Origin of the sequence: Streptomyces sp. LHD-70, assembly GCF_031157275.1 — a bacterium.
Taxonomy (GTDB): Bacteria; Actinomycetota; Actinomycetes; order Streptomycetales; family Streptomycetaceae; genus Streptomyces.
The window spans coordinates 1-23803 of record NZ_JAVIFW010000029.1 but is presented as its reverse complement, the minus strand read 5'-3'; the positions used below and the strand labels follow the sequence as shown (position 1 = coordinate 23803).

20 protein-coding genes and 2 tRNA genes are annotated in these 23803 nt (G+C 69.5%); 12 read left to right on the top strand and 10 right to left on the bottom strand.

From position 1 onward, the window contains the following. Positions 1-238: 238 nt before the first annotated feature. From rsmG to rpmH, 6 genes are all read right to left on the bottom strand, one after another. Entirely contained in the window at positions 239-961 is a 723-nt protein-coding gene (gene rsmG, locus RCO28_RS35340; RefSeq protein WP_308945465.1) for a 16S rRNA (guanine(527)-N(7))-methyltransferase RsmG, read from the bottom strand. A gap of 96 nt (positions 962-1057) precedes the next feature. After that, positions 1058-1573 (bottom strand): R3H domain-containing nucleic acid-binding protein, encoded by a 516-nt coding sequence (locus RCO28_RS35335; protein ID WP_308945464.1) that lies wholly within the window; start codon positions 1571-1573, stop codon positions 1058-1060. A gap of 17 nt (positions 1574-1590) precedes the next feature. Continuing rightward, a complete protein-coding gene (gene yidC, locus RCO28_RS35330) occupies positions 1591-2898 on the bottom strand; it encodes a membrane protein insertase YidC (RefSeq protein WP_308945463.1) in 1308 nt (435 codons plus the stop codon). Between the two features lie 3 nt (positions 2899-2901). Continuing rightward, the gene (gene yidD, locus RCO28_RS35325; protein ID WP_308945462.1) at positions 2902-3210 is read right to left on the bottom strand and encodes a membrane protein insertion efficiency factor YidD; all 309 of its coding nucleotides are present in this window, start codon (positions 3208-3210) and stop codon (positions 2902-2904) included. Beyond that, complete coding sequence (gene rnpA, locus RCO28_RS35320; protein WP_308945461.1) at positions 3207-3578, bottom strand: ribonuclease P protein component; 372 nt, start codon at positions 3576-3578, stop codon at positions 3207-3209. Before rnpA ends, yidD begins: the two co-directional genes overlap by 4 nt. A 20-nt stretch (positions 3579-3598) precedes the next feature. Further along, a complete protein-coding gene (rpmH, locus tag RCO28_RS35315; RefSeq protein WP_052578310.1) occupies positions 3599-3736 on the bottom strand; it encodes a 50S ribosomal protein L34 in 138 nt (45 codons plus the stop codon). Between the two features lie 377 nt (positions 3737-4113). On the opposite strand from rpmH, the gene dnaA reads away from it, so the two are divergent. From dnaA to RCO28_RS35270, 9 genes are all read left to right on the top strand, one after another. Continuing rightward, positions 4114-6162: a chromosomal replication initiator protein DnaA gene (gene dnaA, locus RCO28_RS35310; RefSeq protein WP_308945460.1), complete on the top strand. Its 2049-nt coding sequence runs from the start codon at positions 4114-4116 to the stop codon at positions 6160-6162. 925 nt (positions 6163-7087) lie between these two features. After that, on the top strand, positions 7088-8218 hold the full coding sequence (dnaN, locus tag RCO28_RS35305) for a DNA polymerase III subunit beta (RefSeq protein WP_308945459.1): 1131 nt from the start codon (positions 7088-7090) through the stop codon (positions 8216-8218). A gap of 127 nt (positions 8219-8345) precedes the next feature. Next, entirely contained in the window at positions 8346-9221 is an 876-nt protein-coding gene (gene gnd / locus RCO28_RS35300; RefSeq protein ID WP_308945458.1) for a phosphogluconate dehydrogenase (NAD(+)-dependent, decarboxylating), read from the top strand. Between the two features lie 126 nt (positions 9222-9347). Continuing rightward, positions 9348-10469, top strand: coding sequence for a DNA replication/repair protein RecF (gene recF / locus RCO28_RS35295; protein ID WP_308945457.1), 1122 nt, complete (start codon positions 9348-9350; stop codon positions 10467-10469). Continuing rightward, the gene (locus RCO28_RS35290) at positions 10466-11008 is read left to right on the top strand and encodes a DciA family protein (RefSeq protein ID WP_308945456.1); all 543 of its coding nucleotides are present in this window, start codon (positions 10466-10468) and stop codon (positions 11006-11008) included. Before recF ends, RCO28_RS35290 begins: the two co-directional genes overlap by 4 nt. 466 nt (positions 11009-11474) lie before the next feature. Then, positions 11475-13535 (top strand): DNA topoisomerase (ATP-hydrolyzing) subunit B, encoded by a 2061-nt coding sequence (gene gyrB / locus RCO28_RS35285; RefSeq protein ID WP_308945455.1) that lies wholly within the window; start codon positions 11475-11477, stop codon positions 13533-13535. A 42-nt stretch (positions 13536-13577) separates the two neighbouring features. Next, positions 13578-16196 (top strand): DNA gyrase subunit A, encoded by a 2619-nt coding sequence (gene gyrA, locus RCO28_RS35280; protein WP_308945454.1) that lies wholly within the window; start codon positions 13578-13580, stop codon positions 16194-16196. Positions 16197-16213: 17 nt separating this feature from the next. Next, entirely contained in the window at positions 16214-16870 is a 657-nt protein-coding gene (locus RCO28_RS35275) for a DUF3566 domain-containing protein (protein WP_308945453.1), read from the top strand. A 98-nt stretch (positions 16871-16968) separates the two neighbouring features. Beyond that, positions 16969-17045: transfer RNA gene (locus tag RCO28_RS35270), tRNA-Ile, on the top strand. Between the two features lie 566 nt (positions 17046-17611). On the opposite strand, the gene RCO28_RS35265 is transcribed toward RCO28_RS35270, so the two are convergent. Then, positions 17612-17995 carry a DUF6344 domain-containing protein gene (locus RCO28_RS35265; protein ID WP_308945452.1) on the bottom strand — a complete coding sequence of 128 codons (384 nt, stop codon included), beginning with the start codon at positions 17993-17995 and terminating at the stop codon, positions 17612-17614. A gap of 305 nt (positions 17996-18300) precedes the next feature. Between RCO28_RS35265 and RCO28_RS35260 the strand changes: the two genes are divergently transcribed. Together RCO28_RS35260 and RCO28_RS35255 are read left to right on the top strand one after the other, a co-directional pair. Further along, positions 18301-18429 carry a DLW-39 family protein gene (locus RCO28_RS35260; RefSeq protein WP_003999697.1) on the top strand — a complete coding sequence of 43 codons (129 nt, stop codon included), beginning with the start codon at positions 18301-18303 and terminating at the stop codon, positions 18427-18429. Between the two features lie 272 nt (positions 18430-18701). Next, positions 18702-20066 (top strand): hypothetical protein, encoded by a 1365-nt coding sequence (locus tag RCO28_RS35255; RefSeq protein WP_308945451.1) that lies wholly within the window; start codon positions 18702-18704, stop codon positions 20064-20066. A gap of 242 nt (positions 20067-20308) precedes the next feature. On the opposite strand, the gene RCO28_RS35250 is transcribed toward RCO28_RS35255, so the two are convergent. After that, the gene (locus RCO28_RS35250; protein ID WP_308945450.1) at positions 20309-21682 is read right to left on the bottom strand and encodes a serine/threonine-protein kinase; all 1374 of its coding nucleotides are present in this window, start codon (positions 21680-21682) and stop codon (positions 20309-20311) included. Positions 21683-21749: 67 nt separating this feature from the next. Continuing rightward, entirely contained in the window at positions 21750-22298 is a 549-nt protein-coding gene (locus RCO28_RS35245) for a DNA-binding protein (RefSeq protein ID WP_308945449.1), read from the bottom strand. A gap of 159 nt (positions 22299-22457) precedes the next feature. On the opposite strand from RCO28_RS35245, the gene RCO28_RS35240 reads away from it, so the two are divergent. Then, a tRNA-Ala gene (locus tag RCO28_RS35240) sits at positions 22458-22530 on the top strand. A gap of 597 nt (positions 22531-23127) precedes the next feature. Here RCO28_RS35240 and RCO28_RS35235 read toward each other — a convergent pair. Beyond that, a complete protein-coding gene (locus RCO28_RS35235) occupies positions 23128-23436 on the bottom strand; it encodes a DUF6545 domain-containing protein (protein ID WP_308945448.1) in 309 nt (102 codons plus the stop codon). Between the last annotated feature and the right edge of the window lie 367 nt (positions 23437-23803).

Sequence of the window (23803 nt, the reverse complement as noted above, 5' to 3'; positions counted from 1 at the left end):
TGGCGGCGGCGCGACCTCGGCTGATGATCCCCTGCAGCAGTGAGCGACGTTTCACGTGAAACACGATGCCAGTGCGGCGTCCGTTTAACCCGTGACACTCCGATTTGCCCGCTTTATCCATACCGGAGGCGGCGAGACGTGAAGGCGCCTCAACTCGCACACGCGGTCCGGGCGTTCAGTAGCGAAGAACCGTGACCACCACAGCGGGCCACTCAGACAAGCGGGTCCCCGCTACGCGTCAGCGACGACGCCCGCGCGCAGCCCGCGAGGGCCGAGCGGCCTTGGCCCGCTTCGCCGCGAACCGCACCCCGCCGGGACTCTCCCCGACCTCGACCCGCACCACGGTGGACAGCGGGTCGACCACGCCCTCACCGACGTGCAGCACGGAGGTCTTCACCGCACCGAGCTTGCTCAGCGCGGCCTTGGCCGCCTTGACCTCTTCCTCGGCGGTGTCGCCCTTGAGCAACAGCATCTCTCCGTACGGCCGCAGCAGCGGTACGCCCCAGGCGGCCAGGCGGTCCAACGGCGCCACGGCACGGGCCGTCACGACATGGACAGGCTGGAACTTGCCGAGCACCTCTTCGGCACGCCCGCGCATGACCGTCACATGGTCGAGGCCGAGCAGCTCGACGACCTCCGTGAGGAAGTTCGTACGACGCAGCAGGGGCTCAAGGAGCGTGATCTTCAGGTCGGGGCGGACCAGGGCGAGCGGGATCCCCGGAAGCCCGGCACCCGAGCCCACATCGCACACCGTCACGCCCTCGGGCACGACCTCGGACAGCACCGCGCAGTTCAGCAGGTGCCGTTCCCACAGCCGGGGCACTTCGCGCGGGCCGATCAGACCGCGCCGCACTCCTGCGTCGGCCAGCAGCTCCGCGTACCGGACCGCGTCCGTGAAGCGCTCACCGAATACCTCACGGGCCTGCTCGGGCGCCGGGGGGAGTTCTGCTGCCTCCGTCACGGGGACCGTCCTTCCGTACCGCACTGGGTGCTGACTATCAGGCTGACAAAGATCGGCCCCGCCTGCGAAACAGACGGGGCCGGGAACTGCTGGGGCTCAGGCAGGGAGAACGACGACGAAGCGCTGCGGCTCCTCGCCCTCGGACTCGCTGCGCAGACCGGCGCTCTTGACCGCGTCGTGCACGACCTTGCGCTCGAACGGCGTCATCGGATTGAGCTTGACCGGCTCACCGCTGCTCTTGGCCTCGGCCGCGGCCTTGGCGCCCAGCTCGGAGAGCTCGGCACGCTTCTTGGCGCGGAAACCGGCGATGTCCAGCATCAGGCGGCTGCGGTCACCGGTCTCGCGGTGCACGGCGAGCCGGGTGAGCTCCTGCAGGGCCTCGAGCACCTCGCCGTCACGTCCGACCAGCTTCTGCAGGTCACGGCCGCCGGAGTCGCTGATGATCGAGACAGCGGCGCGATCGGCTTCGACGTCCATGTCGATGTCGCCGTCGAGGTCGGCGATGTCCAGCAGACCCTCGAGGTAGTCCGCCGCGATCTCGCCCTCCTGCTCAAGGTGGGTCAGGGTGTCGCCGGCCTCAGCAGCAGCCGAGGTGGTGGTGCCTTCCGTCACGGGATGGGCTCCTCTTCCTACTTCTTGGACGGGTGCTTGGGCCGCTGCGGACCCTTGCGCTGTCCGGACTTGGCTTTGCTGCGGTTGCCGGTACCACTGCCAGTGCCGGTGCCGGGCTTGGCACCCGTCGACTTGGCCTTGGAAACGGAGTCCTTGGGCTCGTCTCCCGACTTCTGCAGCGAGGTCTTGGCGTCGGAGTCGCTCTGAGTGGGCTGCGCCTGCGCGGTGCCCGACTGCCGCTGCGACTTGCTCTGCCGCTTGGGCTGCTGCCGCTTCGGCGTACCGCCGGCGGCACCGGACTCGTCGCCCTCGGCCACGGCGACGGCGGTGTCGCTCTTCGCCACCAGACCGTCGGTCTGCGCGCCGAGCCCGGCCTTGCTCAGGCCGTTGATGAACTTGCGCTCGATGTCGTTGCGGTCGCGGCCCTTGGCGACGATCGCCTTGACGATGTTGCGCTCGCCCTTGCGCATCTTGGCGCCCTCGCTGCGGGTCAGCTTGGACTGCAGCCGCTCCAGGTACGCAGCCTGCGCCTTGCTGCCCGGGGTCGGGTTCTGGCGGATGACGTACATCTGCTGGCCCATGGTCCACACGTTGGTGGTCAGCCAGTAGACGAGCACACCAACGGGGAAGTTGATGCCGAAGACGGCGAACATGACGGGGAAGACGTACATCAGCATCTTCTGCTGCTGCATGAACGGCGTCTTGACCGTCATGTCGACGTTCTTCGTCATCAGCTGGCGCTGCGTGAAGAACTGCGACAGCGACATCATGATGATCATGACCGCGGTCACGATGCGGACGTTGAGCAGCGTGGCGTCGAGGGAAGCGACCTTCTCGGCGCTGTCCATGAACTTCGCGGCCAGCGGGGCACCGAAGATGTGAGCCTGCTGCGCGCTCGCGAGAAGCTTCTCATCGATGACGGAGCCGACCGTCTTGTTCGACGCGATGCTGTTCAGCACGTGGTACAGCGCGAAGAAGAACGGCGACTGCGCCAGGATGGGAAGGCACGAGGAGAGCGGGTTGGTGCCCGTCTCCTTGTAGAGCTTCATCATCTCTTCGGACTGGCGCTGCTTGTCGTTCTTGTAGCGCTCCTGGATCTTCTTCATCTCGGGCTGCAGTGTCTGCATGCCACGAGTGGCCTTGATCTGCTTCACAAAGAGCGGGATCAGGCAGATCCGGATCAGAACCACCAGAGACACGATCGACAGGCCCCAGGCCCAGCCCGTGTCCGGGCCGAAGATCGCCCCGTACAGCTTGTGGAACTGGACGATGACCCACGCGACAGGTGTGGTGATAAAGCTGAAGAAACTGGCGATCGTGTCCACTAATCAGGCTCCTTGAGCATGGGACGGGGTCTCAGTGGCGGAGTTCCCGCCCTTGTTGCGCCAGGCGTTGCGCAGCATTTCGTGCCACCGAGGTCGTTTGCGCGGCGGAACATGGTCCACGCCTCCGTGCGACCACGGATTGCACCGCAGGATGCGCCAGGCAGTGAGCGCCGTCCCCTTGATCGCACCGTGCCGGTCGATGGCCTGGAAGCCGTAGTGGGAGCACGACGGGTAGTACTTGCACACAGGGCCGAGGAGTGGACTGATGGTCCACTGGTAGATCTTGATCAAGGCCAGCAGTGGGTACTTCATCGCGCGCCCCCTCCCAGCAGCCGCTCCAGGGCGACGTCCAGGTCTCGGGCCAGCTGTGCATGGTCGGCGTCGCCCGCTCCGGGCAACGCGCGTACGACTACCAGGCTACCGGGGGGCAGCAGGGCCAGCCGCTCGCGCATCAGGTGCCGCAATCTGCGCTTCACCTTGTTCCGTATGACCGCCACGCCCACGGCCTTGCTCACGACGAAACCCGCACGCGTCGGGGGAACGCTCTCCCCAGGCACGTGCGGGTCCGTTGTACCGCTGCGTAGATGGACGACGAGAAGCGGGCGGCCGGCCCGGCGTCCTCGGCGTACCGCGGTCGCGAAGTCTTCGCGCCGCCTCAGCCGGTTCTCGGTAGGCAGCACGACGTCATGACCTGCTGCGGTCAGGCAGACAGGCGGGCGCGACCCTTGCCACGGCGGGACGCCAGGACGGCGCGGCCGGCACGGGTGCGCATCCGCAGCCGGAAGCCGTGGGTCTTCGCGCGACGACGGTTGTTCGGCTGGAAGGTGCGCTTGCTCACTCGGGGGCTCCAGAAATGAATCGGGTGACGGCGGGTGTCGTCTGGCTGTCACCGTGCGCCCGCGAGGAGCTCGCATACGCCCGAGTGCACCGCTGCACGGTTCGGATCGGACCGTGATCCATGCCCATCGGAGGCAGGCGGCAGCAGCCATCGACAACTCGACCTGGTCACGGTACGCGCGGCTACGCCATCCGGTCAAACCGGGAGTACGCGGGGGACACTGTGCACAGCCTGTGGACAACAACTTGAACCGCACCCGTCGCCCTGACTACCTTGGCTGAACTCCGATTCGTTCCCTTCCCCCCGCGCCACCCGATTTCCGTTTCGACCCGTCCCGAGAACCACACCTTCGTGGGACCCATGAGAGAGCGTGCCCTGTGGCTGACGTACCTGCCGATCTTGCCGCAGTGTGGCCACGCGTGCTGGAACAACTCCTGGGTGAGGGCCGCGGTCAGGGCGTCGAGGCGAAGGACGAGCACTGGATCCGGCGCTGCCAGCCACTGGCACTGGTCGCCGACACCGCACTGCTCGCCGTGCCCAACGAGTTCGCCAAGGGCGTCCTCGAAGGCCGGCTCGCCCCGGTGGTCAGCGAGACCCTGAGCCGCGAGTGCGGCCGCCCGATCCGCATCGCGATCACCGTCGACGACTCCGCCAACGAACCGTCCCCCGCTCCCGCCCCCACCCCGCAGCGCTACGAGGAGCCGCAGCAGCGGTACGAGGACCAGGAGCTTCCGGGCGCGAACCAGGACCGCGACCAGCGCGAGCAGTACGAGAGTTACCGGCGCCGCGATGACCTGACCGCGGGACGCGGAGACCACCCGGGCACGCACAACGGATCGCACAACGACCAGCTCCCGACGGCCCGCCCCGCCTACCCGGACTATCAGCGTCCGGAACCCGGCGCCTGGCCGCGGCCGACGCAGGACGACTACGGCTGGCAGCAGCCCCGCCTCGGCTACCCCGAGCGCGACCCGTACGCCTCTCCCTCCAGCCAGCACGACTACCGCTCCGGCCCCCAGGACCGCCCGCAGTACGAGCAGGAGCGCACCTCGTACGACCAGGACCGTTCAAAGTACGAGCAGGAGCGGCCGTCGTACGAACAGGACCGCCCGCAGTACGAACAGGAGCGGTCGCCGTACGAGCAGCAGGGGCGGGGGGAGCGCAGGGAGCACTCCGACTCGGGACACAGCGGACCCGGTGGACCCGGTGGACCCGGTGGGCATCAGAACCACGGCGGTCCGCGGTCCGGTCACCCGACGCACGGCGGTCACACCGGTCCCGGTGGGCGGGGTATGCACGGCGCGGGACCCGGGTCCAGTTCGCTGCCCGCCTCCAGCGGTGCGCCCGGCCCGCTCGCCGCTCAGCCGGCGCCCGCGACGGGGCCCGGTGAGCCGACGGCGCGGCTGAACCCGAAGTACCTCTTCGACACGTTCGTCATCGGCGCATCGAACCGCTTCGCGCACGCGGCCGCGGTCGCGGTCGCCGAGGCACCGGCCAAGGCGTACAACCCCCTGTTCATCTATGGGGAGTCGGGGCTCGGCAAGACTCACCTGCTGCACGCGATCGGACACTACGCGCGGAGCCTCTACCCGGGCACGCGCGTGCGGTACGTGAGCTCGGAGGAGTTCACCAACGAGTTCATCAACTCCATCCGCGACGGCAAGGGCGACAGCTTCCGCAAGCGGTATCGCGAGATGGACATCCTGCTCGTCGACGACATCCAGTTCCTCGCGGACAAGGAGTCGACGCAGGAGGAGTTCTTCCACACCTTCAACACCCTCCACAACGCGAACAAGCAGATCGTGCTCTCCAGCGACCGGCCGCCCAAGCAGCTGGTGACGCTGGAGGACCGTTTGCGCAACCGCTTCGAGTGGGGCCTGATCACGGACGTCCAGCCGCCCGAGCTGGAGACCCGGATCGCGATCCTCCGTAAGAAGGCGGTGCAGGAGCAGCTCAACGCTCCGCCGGAGGTCCTGGAGTTCATCGCGTCCCGTATCTCGCGCAACATCCGTGAGCTGGAAGGGGCGTTGATCCGGGTCACGGCCTTCGCGTCGCTCAATCGACAGCCTGTGGATCTCGGTCTGACGGAGATCGTCCTCAAGGACCTGATCCCCGGCGGCGAGGACGCGGCTCCGGAGATCACGGCACCGGCCATCATGGCGGCGACCGCGGACTACTTCGGTCTTACGGTGGACGACCTGTGCGGATCCTCGCGCAGCCGCGTCCTGGTGACGGCCCGGCAGATCGCGATGTACCTGTGCCGTGAGCTGACGGACCTGTCCCTGCCGAAGATCGGCGCTCAGTTCGGCGGCCGCGACCATACGACGGTGATGCACGCCGACCGCAAGATCCGCGCGTTGATGGCGGAGCGCCGCTCCATCTACAACCAGGTCACCGAGCTCACCAACCGCATCAAGAACGGCTGACAGCCGCAGCGAGAGCTTCTCAAGGGCGCCTGGAGCATCCGCTCCGGGCGCCTTTTGCTGTGTCCGGAGCCCGCTGTTTGCTGTGTCCGGAGCCCGCTGTGGAGCGCGCGGCTCTTCTCCAGGGGTCGCCGAGTGTTCGATTCCAGGTCTGCGGGAGGCTGTTCTCCACAGAAATGTGGGTCTGGGCCCGTCCACACCCTGGGGACTGGGAAGTTGTCCATACTGCGTCCACAGGCGGCCTTGGTGACAGATCATCACCGCAGGTCAGGTGCCTGTGGATTCGTGGATGAAAGATCTCCACAGGCTGTGGACAAAGATCTTGCCCACAGGGCGCCCGAAGCGTTGTCCACCGGCAACCCACAGGCTGAGGCCGGTTGTCCCCAGCTTTCCCCAGCTTCTCCACATGGCTGTCCACTGTTCGGCAACGCACCGCACCCTCTCACTGGGTCGAGTGAAAGGCGTCACACCAAGGTGCTGGGTTGCCCTGTGGGCAACCGGGGTAAAGCTGGGGACAGCGCTGGGGAGAACTGGCCCTGTCCTGTGTATCGGGTGTGCAGAACTTTTCTGTGTCCACAGCGAAGCCGGGTTATCCACGGGCTCCACCCACAGGACCAGTGGAAAAAATCTGGGGCCTGACCTGGGAAAACGAGGTTATCCACGGTTTCCACAGGCCCTACTACTACTCCCACCTAGATAACCCTGGAAACTTGTCTCGAAGACGGGGCTGTGCACAACTCGCGCTTCGTCGGTCGACTGCCGCTCATCACGACTTGACCCCGAGCCGCACCGAGTGTCGGTGCCGTGCGTCAGACTGGTCCCCGGTGTTCTCCCCACCCTGGGGACGCACCGACCAAACCGACGAGAGCCCAGAGGGCTCAGCAGGCCAGCAGGGCGAGCAGCCAGGCAACAGCAGGAGGCGGCTTACGTGAAGATCCGGGTGGAGCGCGATGTACTGGCGGAGGCAGTGGCCTGGGCGGCACGCAGCCTCCCCGCCCGTCCGCCGGCGCCGGTCCTGGCGGGCCTGCTGCTGAAGGCCGAGGACGGCGCCCTGAGCCTGTCCGGCTTCGACTACGAGGTCTCGGCGCGCGTCTCCGTGGAGGCGGAGGTCGAGGAGGACGGCACGGTGCTCGTCTCCGGCCGGCTGCTCGCGGACATCTGCCGCGCCCTCCCCAACCGCCCGGTGGAGATCTCCACAGACGGTGTGCGCGCGACGGTCGTCTGCGGCTCCTCGCGATTCACACTCCACACCCTTCCTGTGGAGGAGTACCCGGCGCTGCCGCAGATGCCGACCGCCACCGGCACCGTCCCCGGCGAGGTCTTCGCCGCGGCCGCGGCCCAGGTCGCCATCGCCGCCGGCCGTGACGACACCCTCCCGGTGCTCACGGGTGTGCGGATCGAGATCGAGGGCGACACGGTCACGCTCGCCTCCACCGACCGCTACCGCTTCGCGGTCCGCGAGTTCCTGTGGAAGCCCGAGGTGCCGGACACCTCCGCGGTCGCCCTGGTCCCCGCCAAGACGCTCCAGGACACCGCCAAGTCGCTGACCAGCGGCGACAGCGTCACGATCGCCCTGTCCAGCTCCGGCGCGGGCGAGGGCCTCATCGGCTTCGAGGGCGCCGGCAGGCGTACGACCACGCGACTCCTCGAGGGCGACCTGCCCAAGTACCGCACGCTGTTCCCGACGGAGTTCAACTCCGTGGCCGTCATCGAGACCGCGCCGTTCGTCGAGGCCGTCAAGCGCGTGGCCCTCGTCGCCGAGCGGAACACCCCGGTGCGGCTCAGCTTCGAGCAGGGCGTGCTGATCCTGGAGGCCGGCTCCAGCGACGACGCACAGGCTGTGGAAAGGGTCGACGCCCAGCTGGAGGGCGACGACATCTCCATCGCCTTCAACCCGACGTTCCTGCTCGACGGCCTCAGCGCGATCGACTCCCCGGCCGCGCAGCTGTCGTTCACGACGTCCACCAAGCCCGCGCTGCTCAGCGGCAAGCCGGCCGTCGACGCCGAGGCGGACGAGGCGTACAAGTACCTGATCATGCCCGTCCGTCTGAGCGGCTGAGGACGGACGGACCGCGGGCCCTGGGCCGCACAGTTGAGCGGCCCAGGCCAGCAGGTGTGCCAACAGGTCCGGGCGTAGTCTCGGACGTGGGTACGAAACACCAGCACGCTAATTGAAGGATGACCTGATGGAGCTCGGTCTCGTCGGCCTCGGCAAGATGGGCGGCAACATGCGCGAGCGCATCCGCCGCGCAGGCCACACCGTCATCGGATACGACCGCAACCAGGACCTCGCGGATGTCCACAGCCTGCAGGAGCTTGTGGAGAAGCTGAAGGGCCCCCGGGTCGTCTGGGTGATGGTCCCGGCCGGTGCCGCGACGCAGTCCACCATCGACGAGCTCGCTGAACTGCTCGACCCCGGCGACGTCGTCGTGGACGGCGGCAACTCCCGCTGGACGGACGACGAGAAGCACGCCGAGGAGCTCGCCGCCAAGGGCATCGGCTTCGTCGACTGCGGCGTCTCCGGCGGCGTCTGGGGCCTGGAGAACGGCTACGCGCTGATGTACGGCGGCGCCGCCGACGACGTCGCGAAGGTCCAGCCGGTCTTCGACGCCCTGAAGCCGGAGGGCGACTTCGGCTCCGTGCACGCCGGCAAGGTCGGCGCGGGCCACTTCGCGAAGATGGTCCACAACGGCATCGAGTACGCCATGATGCAGGCCTACGCCGAGGGCTGGGAGCTGCTCGAGGCCGTGGACTCGGTCACCGACGTCCGCGAGGTCTTCCGCTCCTGGCAGGAAGGCACGGTCATCCGCTCCTGGCTGCTCGACCTGGCCGTCAACGCCCTCGACGACGACGAGCACCTCGACAAGCTGCGCGGTTTCGCACAGGACTCCGGCGAGGGCCGCTGGACCGTGGAAGCCGCCATCGACAACGCCGTGCCGCTGCCGGCCATCACCGCCTCGCTCTTCGCGCGCTTCGCCTCCCGCCAGGAGGACTCGCCGCAGATGAAGATGATCGCGGCGCTGCGCAACCAGTTCGGCGGCCACGCGGTGGAGAAGAAGTAGCACCGCGGCACCAGGACGCGGAGAAGCAGTAGTACGCAGAGAACAGTCAACGGATCCACAGCCTGTGGATCCGCAGCACGCGGATCCATGGGGCTGTCCACACTTGGGGGAGGTCGGTCCACGGCCATGCACGTCACGCATCTGTCCCTGGCCGACTTCCGCTCGTACGCCCGGGTCGAGGTCCCGCTCGAGCCGGGCGTCACCGCTTTCGTGGGGCCCAACGGCCAGGGCAAGACCAACCTCGTCGAGGCCGTCGGATACCTCGCGAACCTCGGCAGCCACCGCGTCTCCTCCGACGCCCCGCTGGTCCGCATGGGCGCCGACCGGGCCATCGTCCGCGCAGCCGTCCGCCAGGGCGAGCGCCAGCAGCTGATCGAGCTCGAACTCAACCCGGGCAAGGCCAACCGCGCCCGCATCAACAGGTCTTCGCAGGTCAGACCGCGTGACGTCCTCGGCATCCTGCGCACCGTCCTGTTCGCGCCCGAGGACCTCGCCCTGGTGAAGGGCGACCCCGGCGAGCGCCGCCGCTTCCTCGACGAGCTGGTCACCGCCCGCTCCCCCCGCATGGCCGGAGTCCGCTCCGACTACGACCGGGTGCTCAAGCAGCGCAACACCCTGCTGAAGTCCGCCGCCATGGCCCGCAGGCACGGCGGCCGCTCCATGGACATGTCCACGCTCGATGTCTGGGACCAGCATCTGGCCCGCGCCGGCGCCGAACTCCTCGCCCAGCGGCTCGACTTGATCGCCACGCTCCAGCCCCTGGCCGACAAGGCGTACGAGCAGCTGGCCCCCGGCGGCGGCCCGCTCACCCTCGAGTACCGCCCGTCCGCCGAAGGCACCGCCCACAGCCGCGAAGAGCTGTACGAGCAGCTGATCGAGGCCCTCGCCGGAGTCCGCAAGCAGGAGATCGAGCGCGGCGTCACCCTCGTCGGCCCGCACCGCGACGACCTTCTCCTCAAGCTCGGCCAGCTCCCCGCCAAGGGGTACGCGAGCCACGGCGAGTCCTGGTCGTACGCCCTCGCACTGCGCCTCGCCTCGTACGACCTGCTGCGCGCCGAGGGGAACGAGCCGGTGCTCGTGCTGGACGACGTCTTCGCCGAGCTGGACGCCCGCCGCCGTGAACGCCTCGCCGAGCTGGTCGCCCCCGGCGAGCAGGTCCTGGTCACCGCCGCTGTGGACGACGACGTCCCGGACGTCCTGGCGGGCACGCGGTACGCGGTCGCGGACGGCGAGGTGACCCGGGCATGACGGACCAGCCGGATCAGCCCGGGGAGAACCCCAAGCCCGCCGAGCCCAGCGGTGTCGACCTGGCCCGGGTCGCACTGCGCGCCGCGAAGGAGCAGGCCCGCGCGCGCGGCGCCGCCGCGGAGCAGAAGAAGCAGGCCAGGCGCGGCGGCCTCAGGTCGGGCGCCCGCGCGGACGGGCGCGACCCGCAGCCGCTCGGCGCCGCCATCAACCGCCTGATCACCGAGCGCGGCTGGGAGACCCCGGCCGCGGTCGGCGGCGTCATGGGCCGCTGGCCGCAGATCGTCGGCGACGACCTCGCGAAGCACTGCGTACCGCAGCGGTACGACGAAGAGGAGCGGATCCTCACCGTCCAGTGCGACTCCACCACCTGGGCGACGCAGCTGCGGCTGCTCGCGCCGCAGCTGGTGGCGCGGCTCAACGAGGACCTCGGCCACGGCACCGTGAAGCTGATCAAGGTGCACGGCCCGCAGGGCCCCGCCCGCCGCTTCGGCCCGCTGCGCGCCCCCGGCAGCACGGGCCCCGGCGACACCTACGGCTGACCGAGGCCGACCAGCGCCGATCCGACGCTGACCGAGGCCGACCCGACGCCGACAGAGGCCCGGCAGAGGCCCGGCAGAGGCCCGGCAGAGGCCCGGCAGAGGCCTGGGAGAGAGATCGACCGATGGCCCCGTGCACGGCCCGCGCACGGCCATGCAAATCGGGTGCTACCGCACCGTAGCGGAAGGTTGACAGCCCGAAGCGCTGAGTGCCGCTGTGAGCCTCTCGGAGCCCCTTTCCACATATGGGGAGTCGGCTGCGGCCGATTCAGGGCGGCACATGCGGACTCAGGTACCGCCAAACGCCCATCACTGTCGGCGCTACCGGTAGACTGAAGGCTAATCTCGCCCCATTCGTGGGGCGCGGTCAGGAAACACGCGAGAACGCTGCACCAGGCTGTCCACTCAGCCGACCACCAGTCGACACACAGAACGACGCAGCCGCTCCCGCCACACGGGAGTTCGGCTTGTGCTGTGCCAGAAAGGGCGCTTCGTGGCCGATTCCGGCAACCCCAACGAGAACATTCCGTCTCCCGCCGGCGAGAACAGCGAGGCAACGGTGTCGTACGACGCCAGCGCCATCACCGTCCTCGAGGGGCTGGACGCGGTCCGCAAGCGACCCGGCATGTACATCGGCTCGACCGGTGAGCGGGGCCTGCACCACATGGTCCAGGAGGTCGTCGACAACAGTGTCGACGAGGCGCTCGCGGGCCACGCGGACACCATCGACGTCACGATCCTCGCCGACGGCGGCGTGCGGGTCGTCGACAACGGCCGTGGCATCCCGGTGGGCATCCACCCCGTCGAGAAGAAGCCGGCCGTCGAGGTCGTCCTCACCGTGCTGCACGCGGGCGGCAAGTTCGGCGGCGGCGGTTACGCCGTCTCCGGTGGTCTGCACGGCGTCGGCGTCTCCGTGGTCAACGCGCTCTCCACCAAGCTGGCCGTCGACATCAAGACCGACGGCTACCGCTGGACGCAGGACTACAAGGGCGGCGCCCCGACCGCGCCGCTCGAACGGCACGAGGCCACCGCCGAGACCGGCACGACGGTGACGTTCTGGGCCGACCAGGACATCTTCGAGACCACCGAGTACTCCTTCGAGACGCTCTCGCGGCGCTTCCAGGAGATGGCCTTCCTCAACAAGGGCCTGACCATCAGCCTCACCGACGAGCGCGAGTCCGCCAAGGCCACCACCGGCGCCGACTCCGCCGAGGGTGCCGAGGACGACCAGGCGCGCACGGTCACGTACCACTACGAAGGCGGCATCGTCGACTTCGTGAAGTACCTCAACTCCCGCAAGGGCGACGTCATTCACCCCACGGTGATCGACGTGGAGGCCGAGGACAAGGAGCGCCTGCTCTCGGTCGAGATCGCCATGCAGTGGAACACGCAGTTCAGCGAGGGCGTCTACTCCTTCGCGAACACGATCCACACGCACGAGGGCGGTACGCACGAGGAGGGCTTCCGCGCCGCGCTGACCTCCCTGGTCAACCGGTACGCGCGGGACCGCAAGCTGATCCGCGAGAAGGACGACAACCTCTCCGGCGAGGACATCCGCGAGGGACTCACCGCGATCATCTCGGTCAAGCTCGGCGAGCCCCAGTTCGAGGGCCAGACCAAGACCAAGCTGGGCAACACCGAGGCGAAGACCTTCGTCCAGAAGGTGGTGCACGAGCACCTCACCGACTGGTTCGACCGCAACCCCAACGAGGCCGCGGACATCATCCGCAAGGCCATCCAGGCGCAGACGGCCCGCGTCGCCGCCCGCAAGGCCCGCGACCTCACCCGCCGCAAGGGCCTCCTGGAGAGCGCCTCGCTGCCGGGCAAGCTGAGCGACTGCCAGTCCAACGACCCGACGAAGTGCGAGATCTTCATCGTCGAGGGTGACTCCGCAGGCGGCTCCGCCAAGTCCGGCCGCAACCCGGAGTACCAGGCGATCCTGCCCATCCGCGGCAAGATCCTGAACGTCGAGAAGGCCCGGGTCGACAAGATCCTGCAGAACACCGAGGTCCAGGCCCTCATCTCGGCCTTCGGCACCGGTGTGCACGAGGACTTCGACATCGAGAAGCTCCGCTACCACAAGATCATCTTGATGGCGGACGCCGACGTCGACGGCCAGCACATCAACACCCTGCTGCTGACCTTCCTCTTCCGCTTCATGCGCCCGCTGGTCGAGGCCGGCCACGTCTACCTCTCCCGCCCGCCGCTGTACAAGCTCAAGTGGGGCAAGGACGACGTGGAGTACGCGTACTCCGACCGCGAGCGCGACGCCATGGTCGAGCTCGGCAGGCAGTCCGGCAAGCGCTTCCGCGACGACACCATCCAGCGGTTCAAGGGTCTCGGCGAGATGAACGCCGAGGAGCTGCGCATCACGACGATGGACCAGGACCACCGCGTACTCGGCCAGGTGACGCTCGACGACGCCGCGCAGGCCGACGACCTGTTCTCGGTCCTGATGGGCGAGGACGTCGAAGCCCGGCGCTCGTTCATCCAGCGCAACGCCAAGGACGTCCGCTTCCTCGACATCTGAGTCGGCCGCACCAGCCGCAGCTCGAAAGGACTTTGACCAGCAATGGCCGACGAGACCACCCCGAACAACCCCGTCACGCCCGACGTGCCCACGCCCGACGACCCCGAGGTCCCCGGCGTCGGCATGCGCGTCGAGCCCGTCGGACTCGAGACCGAGATGCAGCGCTCGTATCTCGACTACGCGATGTCCGTCATCGTCTCCCGCGCGCTCCCCGACGTCCGCGACGGCCTCAAGCCCGTCCACCGCCGCGTCCTGTACGCGATGTACGACGGCGGGTACCGCCCCGAGAAGGGCTTCTACAAGTGCGCCCGCGTCGTCGGCGACGTCATGGGTACGTACCACCCGCACGGCGACTCCTCGATCTACGACGCCCTCGTCCGCCTCGCCCAGCACTGGTCGATGCGGATGCCGCTGGTCGACTCCAACGGCAACTTCGGCTCCCCGGGCAACGACCCCGCGGCCGCCATGCGCTACACCGAGTGCAAGATGGCCCCGCTGTCCATGGAGATGGTCCGGGACATCGACGAGGAGACCGTCGACTTCCAGGACAACTACGACGGCCGTAACCAGGAGCCGACGGTCCTGCCGGCCCGCTTCCCGAACCTCCTGGTCAACGGCTCGGCGGGCATCGCGGTCGGCATGGCCACCAACATCCCGCCGCACAACCTCCGCGAGGTCGCCGCAGGCGCCCAGTGGTACCTGGAGAACCCCGAGGCCTCCCACGAGGAGCTCCTGGACGCCCTCGTCGAGCGCATCAAGGGCCCCGACTTCCCGACCGGCGCCCTCGTCGTCGGCCGCAAGGGCATCGAGGAGGCGTACCGCACCGGGCGCGGCTCCATCACGATGCGCGCGGTCATCGAGGTCGAGGAGATCCAGGGCCGCCAGTGCCTGGTCGTCACCGAACTGCCGTACCAGGTCAACCCGGACAACCTCGCGCAGAAGATCGCCGACCTCGTGAAGGACGGCAGGATCGGCGGCATCGCCGACGTACGCGACGAGACCTCCTCGCGTACGGGACAGCGCCTCGTCATCGTCCTCAAGCGGGACGCGGTCGCCAAGGTCGTGCTCAACAACCTCTACAAGCACACCGATCTGCAGACCAACTTCGGCGCCAACATGCTGGCCCTGGTCGACGGCGTGCCCCGCACCCTCTCCCTCGACGCCTTCATCCGGCACTGGGTCAACCACCAGGTCGAGGTCATCGTCCGGCGTACGAAGTTCCGCCTGCGCAAGGCCGAGGAGCGCGCCCACATCCTGCGCGGCCTGCTCAAGGCCCTGGACGCGATCGACGACGTCATCGCGCTCATCCGCCGCAGCGACACGGTCGACGTCGCCCGCACCGGCCTGATGCAGCTCCTGGAGATCGACGAGATCCAGGCCAACGCCATCCTCGAGATGCAGCTGCGCCGCCTGGCCGCCCTGGAGCGCCAGAAGATCACCCAGGAGCACGACGAGCTCCAGGCGAAGATCAACGAGTACAACGCGATCCTGGCCTCGCCCGAGCGGCAGCGCCAGATCATCAGCGATGAACTCGCCGCGATCGTCGACAAGTTCGGCGACGACCGCCGCTCCAAGCTCGTCCCGTTCGAAGGCGACATGTCCATCGAGGACCTGATCGCCGAAGAGGACATCGTCGTCACGATCACGCGCGGCGGCTACATCAAGCGCACCAAGACCGAGGACTACCGCTCGCAGAAGCGCGGCGGCAAGGGCGTCCGGGGCACGAAGCTCAAGCAGGACGACATCGTCGACCACTTCTTCGTGTCCACCACCCACCACTGGCTGCTGTTCTTCACCAACAAGGGCCGCGTCTACCGCGCGAAGGCGTACGAACTCCCGGACGCCGGACGCGACGCCCGCGGCCAGCACGTCGCCAATCTCCTCGCCTTCCAGCCGGACGAGCAGATCGCCGAGATCCTCGCCATCCGCGACTACGAGGCGGTGCCCTACCTGGTCCTCGCCACCAAGGCCGGCCTCGTCAAGAAGACGGCCCTGAAGGACTACGACTCGCCCCGTTCGGGCGGCGTCATCGCCATCAACCTCCGTGAGATGGAGGACGGCCGTGACGACGAGCTGATCGGCGCCGAGCTGGTCTCCTCCGCGGACGACCTGCTCCTCATCAGCAAGAAGGCCCAGTCGATCCGCTTCACCGCGACGGACGAGGCACTGCGCCCGATGGGCCGCGCCACCTCCGGCGTCAAGGGCATGAGCTTCCGCGAGGGCGACGAGCTGCTCTCGATGAATGTCGTCCGGCCCGGTACGTTCGTGTTCACCGCCACCGACGGTGGGTACGCGAAGCGGACCAACGTCGACGAGTACCGCGTCCAGGGCCGCGGCGGCCTCGGTATCAAGGCCGCCAAGATCGTGGAGGACCGCGGCGAACTCGTGGGCGCGCTGGTGGTCGAGGAGACCGACGAGATCCTCGCCATCACGCTGTCCGGCGGCGTGATTCGTACGCGAGTCAACGAGGTCAGGGAGACGGGCCGTGACACCATGGGCGTCCAACTGATCAACCTGGGCAAGCGCGATGCCGTGGTCGGCATCGCACGTAACGCCGAGGCCGGACGCGAGGCCGAGGAAGTCGACGGCGACGTCGACGAGTCGGACGAGCCGACCCCGGTCGACGGCACGGACGAGGGCGCAGGCACCGAGTCCGAGTAGCGCGAGGAGTGCAGGACGTGAGTGGAGCCACGGGCGCCTCAGCAGGCACCAACGGATCGGACGGCGGCCGTGGCCCCGCCACTGACCCGCAAGCGGCTCAGGGGGGCACCGTGACGGACACCCGCGAACCACAGCCGGAGGCGTACGCCGGCCAGAAGGCCGAGTACGCCCCCGGCGCGGGCGCCCTCCCGAGCGAGCGCACCCCCGCGCAGGAGCAGCCCACGGCGTACCACCCGCCGCAGGCCTACCCCTCCGAGGAGGGCGCGGTCCGACGGCCCCGCACGGGCGCGCGCACGACGCCCCGTACGCGCAAAGCACGGCTGCGGGTCGCGAAGGCCGACCCCTGGTCGGTGATGAAGGTCAGCTTCCTGCTCTCCATCGCCCTGGGCATCTGCACGATCGTCGCGGCCGCCGTGCTGTGGATGGTCATGGACGCCATGGGCGTCTTCTCCACGGTCGGCGGCACGATCGCCGAGGCCACCGGCTCCAACGAGTCCAACGGCTTCGACCTCCAGTCCTTCCTGTCGCTGCCGCGCGTGCTCCTCTTCACCTCGATCATCGCGGTGCTCGACGTGGTCCTGGCCACGGCCCTCGCGACGCTCGGCGCGTTCATCTACAACCTGTCCGCCGGTTTCGTGGGCGGCGTGGAGCTGACGCTCGCCGAGGACGAGTGAGCCGTCGCGGGCGCTCCTGAGTATCGATTTTGGGACTGGCCGCGTCGTGCGCTAATCTTCAGAGGTCAGCGCGCGGGACATACACCGCAGAGCGCGGCGGGGCTATAGCTCAGTTGGTTAGAGCGCATCCCTGATAAGGATGAGGCCACAGGTTCAAATCCTGTTAGCCCCACCAGCACGAAGACCCCCGACCATCCTTGGTCGGGGGTCTTCGGCGTTTCTGGGGGCGGGGCGGGTGCGGTGTCCGGTGGGCAGGGCGGCGTCACCTGGCCCGGACATGGCTGAGCGCACCGTTCCCGTACGGGAGGGCGGTGCGCATGCGAGCGGCCCGTTCGTCGGAGGCTCTGTGGCCGGAACGGGCTTGGTCTGTGTACGTGGTCTTCGGGGGCGGCCCTCAGGGGCTGCGGGGGCTGCTGGGCAACGTCAGGTGGACCGGTGGCGCGGGGCCCTGTGGCTCTCCCTGTGTGGGGGAGAAGGGCGGCCGGTCACTGGCCGGTGGTGCTGTGCTGCGGGCGTCTGCCGGTGGCCTGTCTGCCTGTGGTCTGTCCGGTGGTGCGTGTGGTGGTGCGTGTGGTGGTTCAGGTCCTGCGGGTGTTGCCGGTACTGCCGGTACTGCCGGTGCTGCGGGTGGATCAGGAGGGGCAGGTCGTTCAGCCGGGCCCGGTGAGGGTGTCCGGTGCCGTGAACTGGGCTTGCTCGTAAGGGCGTTGAGAGGTACGTCACCTCTGCCGCTTGTCCGGGTCAGAGCGCCAGCTCTGCGGGGTGCGCGGGCCGTACGCGTTCCCGGGCGACCACGTCCGCTTCTGTGGCCGCGTCGACCTGGTTCACGTCGGAGAGGGGCGTGGCGAGCGTCAGGCCGCGGCTGCTGGGGGACGTACCGTGCGCCTCGGCGCGGATGCGCTGCTTCATCGTGGGCGGCCGGGAGAGTTCGTACGGCTTCGCCTTCGGCGCGGGGGCCGCGTACGGCGCCCTGGCCGGGGTCTCGGTGCTGCTGTTGCCGGCGGCGCCCTGCTGCGGTACGGCCGGGGCGGCGGTGGCGGTGGTGATGAGGCCCAGGGAGGCGAAGAAGGCCAGCAGGGCGGCGACGACGACGGACCAGATGCGGGTGACCTTGTTGGTAGCCACGATCTCTCACTTTCGGGTCGGAGGATTTGCGTACTTTCCTCATGATGTGTACGAGGCCCGAGAAGTGCGGGAGCTCGACCCGTGATTCGCGGATCTTCCGATGAACACCACCCGTATGGACGCATAGCGCCTAAGAGCACCAAATCATCACGTTCCGTGGGGGGATCGGTGCGCATCGTGAGGGGCGTCTACTGCTGTACACGGGGCGGGAGTTGAGTCCGGCGGCAGGTCACCGATCGGTATCGATCGGTGTGTATAGTCGGGCGCCAGAGGTCTCCTACGTCAAGGAAAGACGAGGTAGCGCGGTGAAGAAGCTTCTCCTGGTCGCACTGGCCGCCATCGGCGGGCTCCTCGTGTACCGCCAGATCCAGGCGGATCGCGCCGAGCAGGATCTGTGGACGGAGGCGACTGACTCCGTGCCCACAGGTTCGTGAGTCCCGAAACGCACTTCACCAAGCCCCGGTCGCCGCAAGCGGCCGGGGCTTTGTGTTGCGGTGGCGGGGTTCGGGCCTGTGGTGTACGGCACGTGGCCGTGGCGGCGGGGCCGAGACATCGACGTACGAGGCCGAGGTTCGTGCCCGATGATTTGCCTTCGTCAAGTAATTCCTTGCAAGGGCAAAGGGGCGGGTGATTGCGTTCGGGCGCAGACACCGCGGTGACCTGCGGTGCAGGATGGTCGCGGCCGGGCGACGACGGAGGGGGCGGGATGGAGCGGCGCGGCACCGGGCGCTGGACGGGGCGCAGGGCGCTGTGGGGACTGGCTGCGGGTTCACTGCTGCTGCCGGCGCAAGGGGCCCACGCGGCGGAGGAACCGCGTCCGTATGTGTTCGCCTCCGGCGCGCAGCGCGTCGAGGGAGCCGAGGCCAGATCCGGGGCGCAGGAGCTCAACTCCGGCTCCACCTACCGCAGTTCCATCGGCCCGGGCCGGACGCTGTACTACGCCGTCGAGCTGGACTCGGACTCCAGCGTCTACGCGTCCGCCGTCGCCGTCCCCCGCTTCGGCACGGAAGTGGCGTACGGCGACCGGATCGCGGTGACCCTGCAGGACCAGGAGGGGAACACCTGCGGCTCCGACAAGGCCTCGTTCGGGACGGCGGACTACGCGGCTCCGCTCGCCGCCACCGCCGAGCGGCTGATCGACGGGGGCGGTACGCGCTGCCGCGAGACGGGCACGTACTTCGTCGTCGTCCAGCGCGGGAGCGCCGACGACTCGTCGCGGGCCGCCTGGGACCTGGAGTTGAGCCTGGCCGCCGAGCCGCGGCTCGCGGGCAGTCCGCCCACTGAGGCGCCGGCGGAGGCCCAGGATCCGGTCGATCCGCCGCCGCCCACCGGGGCGCCCCAGGGCGCCGAGGGCGGCACCGGATTCAACGACGCGCGGCTCCTCGGGCACGGCGTGTGGCAGGACCGCGTCCGGCCCGGCCGGACGCGGTTCTACCGGGTTCCGGTGGGCTGGGGTCAACAGCTGTCCGCGCAGGTCGAGTTGGAGGGCGCGAAGGGCGGCGGGGGCGGGGTGCTCAGCAGCGTGCCCAAGGCGCTGAACGTGAGCGTCCACAACCCGGCCAGGACCACGGTGACCTCGGCCGGGGAGAGCTACCGCGGCGATCCGGTCACCACCGCCCTCGAACCGCTGGCGGCGGTGGCGTACGAGAACCGGTACGCGGCACGGCCCGAGACCAAGCAGATGCGGTTCCCCGGCTCGTACTACCTGAAGGTGTCCCTCGACCCGAAGCTGCGGGAGCAGTACGGCGAGGCCGGGCTCGCGCTGACCCTGCGCGTCGGCGTGACCGGCGAGCGGAAGACGGATGTCGCGTACGAGGGCGACGCGGGGCCCTTCCGGGTCACCGAGGACGGTACGGACGCGCCGGTCGGCGGCTCGGGCGGGGGCTCGGGCGGGGCGGACGGGGGCGATGCCGATGCCGACGCCGCGGCCTTCGGTCTGGGCCGCGGGGTGCTGTCGGTGGTGGCGACCGCGGGGATCGGCACGGGTACCGGACTGGTGCTCGTCCTGGTGCTGTGGACGCTGCTGGCCCGCCGCATCGCCGCGCGCCGGACGGCCGACGAGAGCGCCTGAGCCCGGCTCGGGTCCGGAGCCCTTGGTTCTAGAGCCGGCTCAGGACTCGGCTTAGTTCCGGAGTCCCCGTTCCAGGGTCGGCTCAGGGGCCGGCTTCGTTCCGGAGTCCCGTTCCAGGGCCGGCTCGGGGCCCGGCTTCGTTCCGGAGTCCCCGTGCCAGGGCCGGCTCGGGGCCCGGCTTCGTTCCGGAGTCCCCGTGCCAGGGCCGGCTCGGGGCCCGGCTTCGTTCCGGAGTCCCCGTTCTAGAGCCGGCTCAGGGCCCAGAACCCCACCGCGTAGCTGACCAGCGCGAGCAGCAGCACCGGCACGGCCACCTTCGCGGGCGGGCCGGGGCGGCGCCTGCGCCGGTGGGGACGCGGACCGTCGGCCGCGAGTGCTCCCACAGGTACGGGCGCGGGTGCCGTCGGCGGCGTGGGTTCCCCGGCCGGGACGGGCCGTGCCGGGTACGGGCGGGTGAGCGGGTAGGTGTGCCCGTCCTCGTCGAACCGGTGGGCCGGTGGCGCCGGTGGCTCCGGTGGCCGGACCGGCAGCGGTGTGGGCGGCGTCGACGGCTGCGGCGGGGTGAGTGGGGCCGGGGGTACGGGTGTGGGGGCCGGGGTCGCCGCGCCGGAGACCCCACTCGGCGTACCGTCCGGCGGTGCCAGGTGGAAGTCGTCGGCCGGCACGCGGGGTGCGGGGGCCGAGCTCGGGGCGGGAGGGGCCTGCGGCGGGGGCGGGGGTGCCACCGGAGCCCGGCCCCGCGGGCCCTCGGGGCCGAACCCCGGGGGCAGCGGCCCGAGTTGGTCGAAGATCTCGACGATCTCGTCGTCGGGACCGGGCTCCGGCAGCAGCTCGGCCGCCGCGAGCAGGGCCTTGCGCGCACCCGCCGCCGTACGGAATCGCGCGTCCGGATCCGGCTGCAGCAGCGTCGCGAGGACCTGCCACAGCGGTCCCGGGATGCCCTGCGGGGCGTCCGGGGTGCCGTGGGCGGCGAAGCGCTGGATCAGTGCCTTGGAGTCCGGCTTCGCGCCCTCCAGGAGGTACAGCGCGACGAGGCCCACCGCGAAGAGATCGCCGGGGAAGTCGGGCTCGTCGCCGAGCATCTGCTCGGGCGCGAAGTAGCCGGGCGTCCCCACCACGTAGTCGGTCTCGGTGAGCCGCGGCTCGCCCTTGCGCATGGCGATGCCGAAGTCGGACAGGCGCAGATGCGGCCGGCCCGTGCCGGTGGCCTCCAGGAGGATGTTGGCCGGCTTGATGTCCCGGTGCACGACGCCTTCCTCGTGCACCGCGGTGAGCCCGGCGAGCAGCTGGTCGAGCAGCGTGCAGACGAACGCGGGCGCCAACGGCCCGTAGTCCCCGATCACATGGGCCAGGGAGCCGCCCTTGACCAGGTCCATGGTGAACAGGACCTTGTCGTCGTCGGCCGCCCAGCTGGCCGGGGCCAGGACGTGCGGATGGTCGATGCGCAGGGCCTGCTCGCGGACGAAGCGGAGCAGGGTGTGCGCATCGCTCTGCTGCAGGACCTTGGCGGCGACATAGCGGCGCCGACGGTGGTCAAAGGAGCGCCACACGGCACCCGCGCCACCGCGGCCGATCGGGTCGACCAGTTCGTACCGGCCGGCGAAGACCTCACCCATGGCCCTGCTGCACTCCCCCTTCGTCCTGGACCGGGCGTGCTGAAACCGTTCAGCAGGAGCGTCTCGGTCAGTTCTGGTGCGCCTCGTAGTGGGCGACGGCGTCCGAGGTGCGGCCGGCGCCGTAGACCTTGAGGAACTCTGCCAGCTCGGGGTGGCTCGGGGCGAGGGCGTTCGCGGCCTCGATGATGTCCCCCGCGGCCGAAACGGAACGGAGCAGCGACTGGATCTCGCGGACCACGCGCTTGACCGTCGGAGCGCCCGAACTGATCGCCGTCTGACCGCCGTTGGTGAGAACCGAGCCGCCCTGCGACTTCTTGATCTCCTCCATGCGCTCGGCGGCCTCGGCGGCACTGACGCTGCCGTCCGCCACCTGACCGGCCAACTCCTGCAGGTGCTGGACCCGTTGGACCACGGCAGGGTTGCCGATCTTGGCCCGCTGACCGCTCATCAGCTGGGAGAGCATCGGCGCCGAGAGCCCCAGGACCGCGGCGAGCCGGGCCTGGTTGAGCCCCAGATCGTCGATGAGCCGCCTGAAGAGCGCCCCCAGCGGCTCCCCGTACCAGCTGCGCTGCAGCTCCCTGGCTCTTGCGGTGGCTTCCTGCTGTGCGGTGTCCATGGCGTCTCCCCTTCGCTGCTGCGAACCTCGCCGAGCATCTTACGGAGAGTGGTCGTCCACGGGGACCCCCAATCTTTTTGCGAGACTCGGGGGAAGACCCGGTACTCTGGTCTGCGGTGCACGGCCGACCGGGGTTCTTCCGGTCGATCAGCCGTTTCCGGGGCCTTAGCTCAGTTGGTAGAGCGCTGTCTTTGCATGGCAGATGTCAGGGGTTCGACTCCCCTAGGCTCCACGCTTTTACACCCCTCTGACCTGCGGAAACGCTGTCAGGGGGGTGTTTTTGTGTGCCGCCCGTCCTTCCTGGAGCAGCACCGTCGTCCACACGTACGGACCCACGGACCGGACCTGGCCCCGGACGGTGTATCCGTCGGGGAGGGGCCCTGCGTCGACCGTCAGGCGCAGCCCGTTGCCGTGCCCGTTCCCGTTCCCGTTCGCGTGGTCGGGATCCGGGACGACCTCGACGTCGTGGAAGACCGGGTCGCGGGGGAGGCACAGGGTGGTCGCCGCCTTGTAGCAGGCCTCCTTGGCGGAGAATCACCGTGAGGAGCCATCCGCCCGCTGCGCTGCCGCCCACCAAGGCGCGCTCCGTCGGTGTGCAGATGAGGCCGGCGGTCTCCGACGAGAGACTGCCGACGCGTTCGACGTCCACACCGACGGCGGGCACGTCCCTCCGGGTGGTGGCCGGGCAGGTGGCGACCGCGCCTCGGTAGCGGCTGATGGATCCCCGCACCCCCGTCGGGAAGCGGGGACGCGGAGCTCGCGCAGGACCGGACCCGGCCGGCCAAGGAGACGCAGGGCGTCGGCGGCCGCGGCACGCCCCGCGGCGAAGTCACGACGGCGGGCCGGTGAGCTTCCCCGTACCAGGGCCTGCTCCGCCGGATGCATGCCAGGGCAAAGAGGTCGCTGCGGGAGCGGGCTGCAGGGACGTCTCAGGGTGTGCCCGATACAGGGCGTCCCAGAGCGGGCGCAGCTTGCGGAAGCGGCGGTGGTCGGCGCACCACGCCTGTACCGCCTGCACCCGCGGACCCCACAACGGCACGGTCCAGCCGATGGTGTTCAGGATCATCCCCAGGGTCAGACAGGTCCGCGTGACGTCCGCGCACGTGGACGGGTCCCATCCGCGGTGTACGAGAAACACGTCGGCGAAGCGTCCGAGCGCGTAGACGAGGTCGAGGCACGCGCCGACCGCCGCAGTCCGCGCCGCAGCCAGACATCCTCGGTCAGCCGGGCGTAGAACCAGCACGCCTTCGCCAACGGCACACAGGCCAGCAGCGCCAGCCGTCGGCGCGCGGACCCGGGCCTCCTCCAGCGGATGTCGGTCACTCGGTCGTCATCGGCGAGCACCCGGCGCTGCCGGCGGAGGCCGGCCAGTGCGGCTGGCAGCACCGGGCGGGCGTCCCCGCCTGACCCCACGCCGCCACAGTGGGCGGTGACTGGGCCTGTGCCGCCGTACGGCGAGAACGCCGTGGGGCGGAAGACTTGGAAGTCTTCCGCCCCCCGGCGGT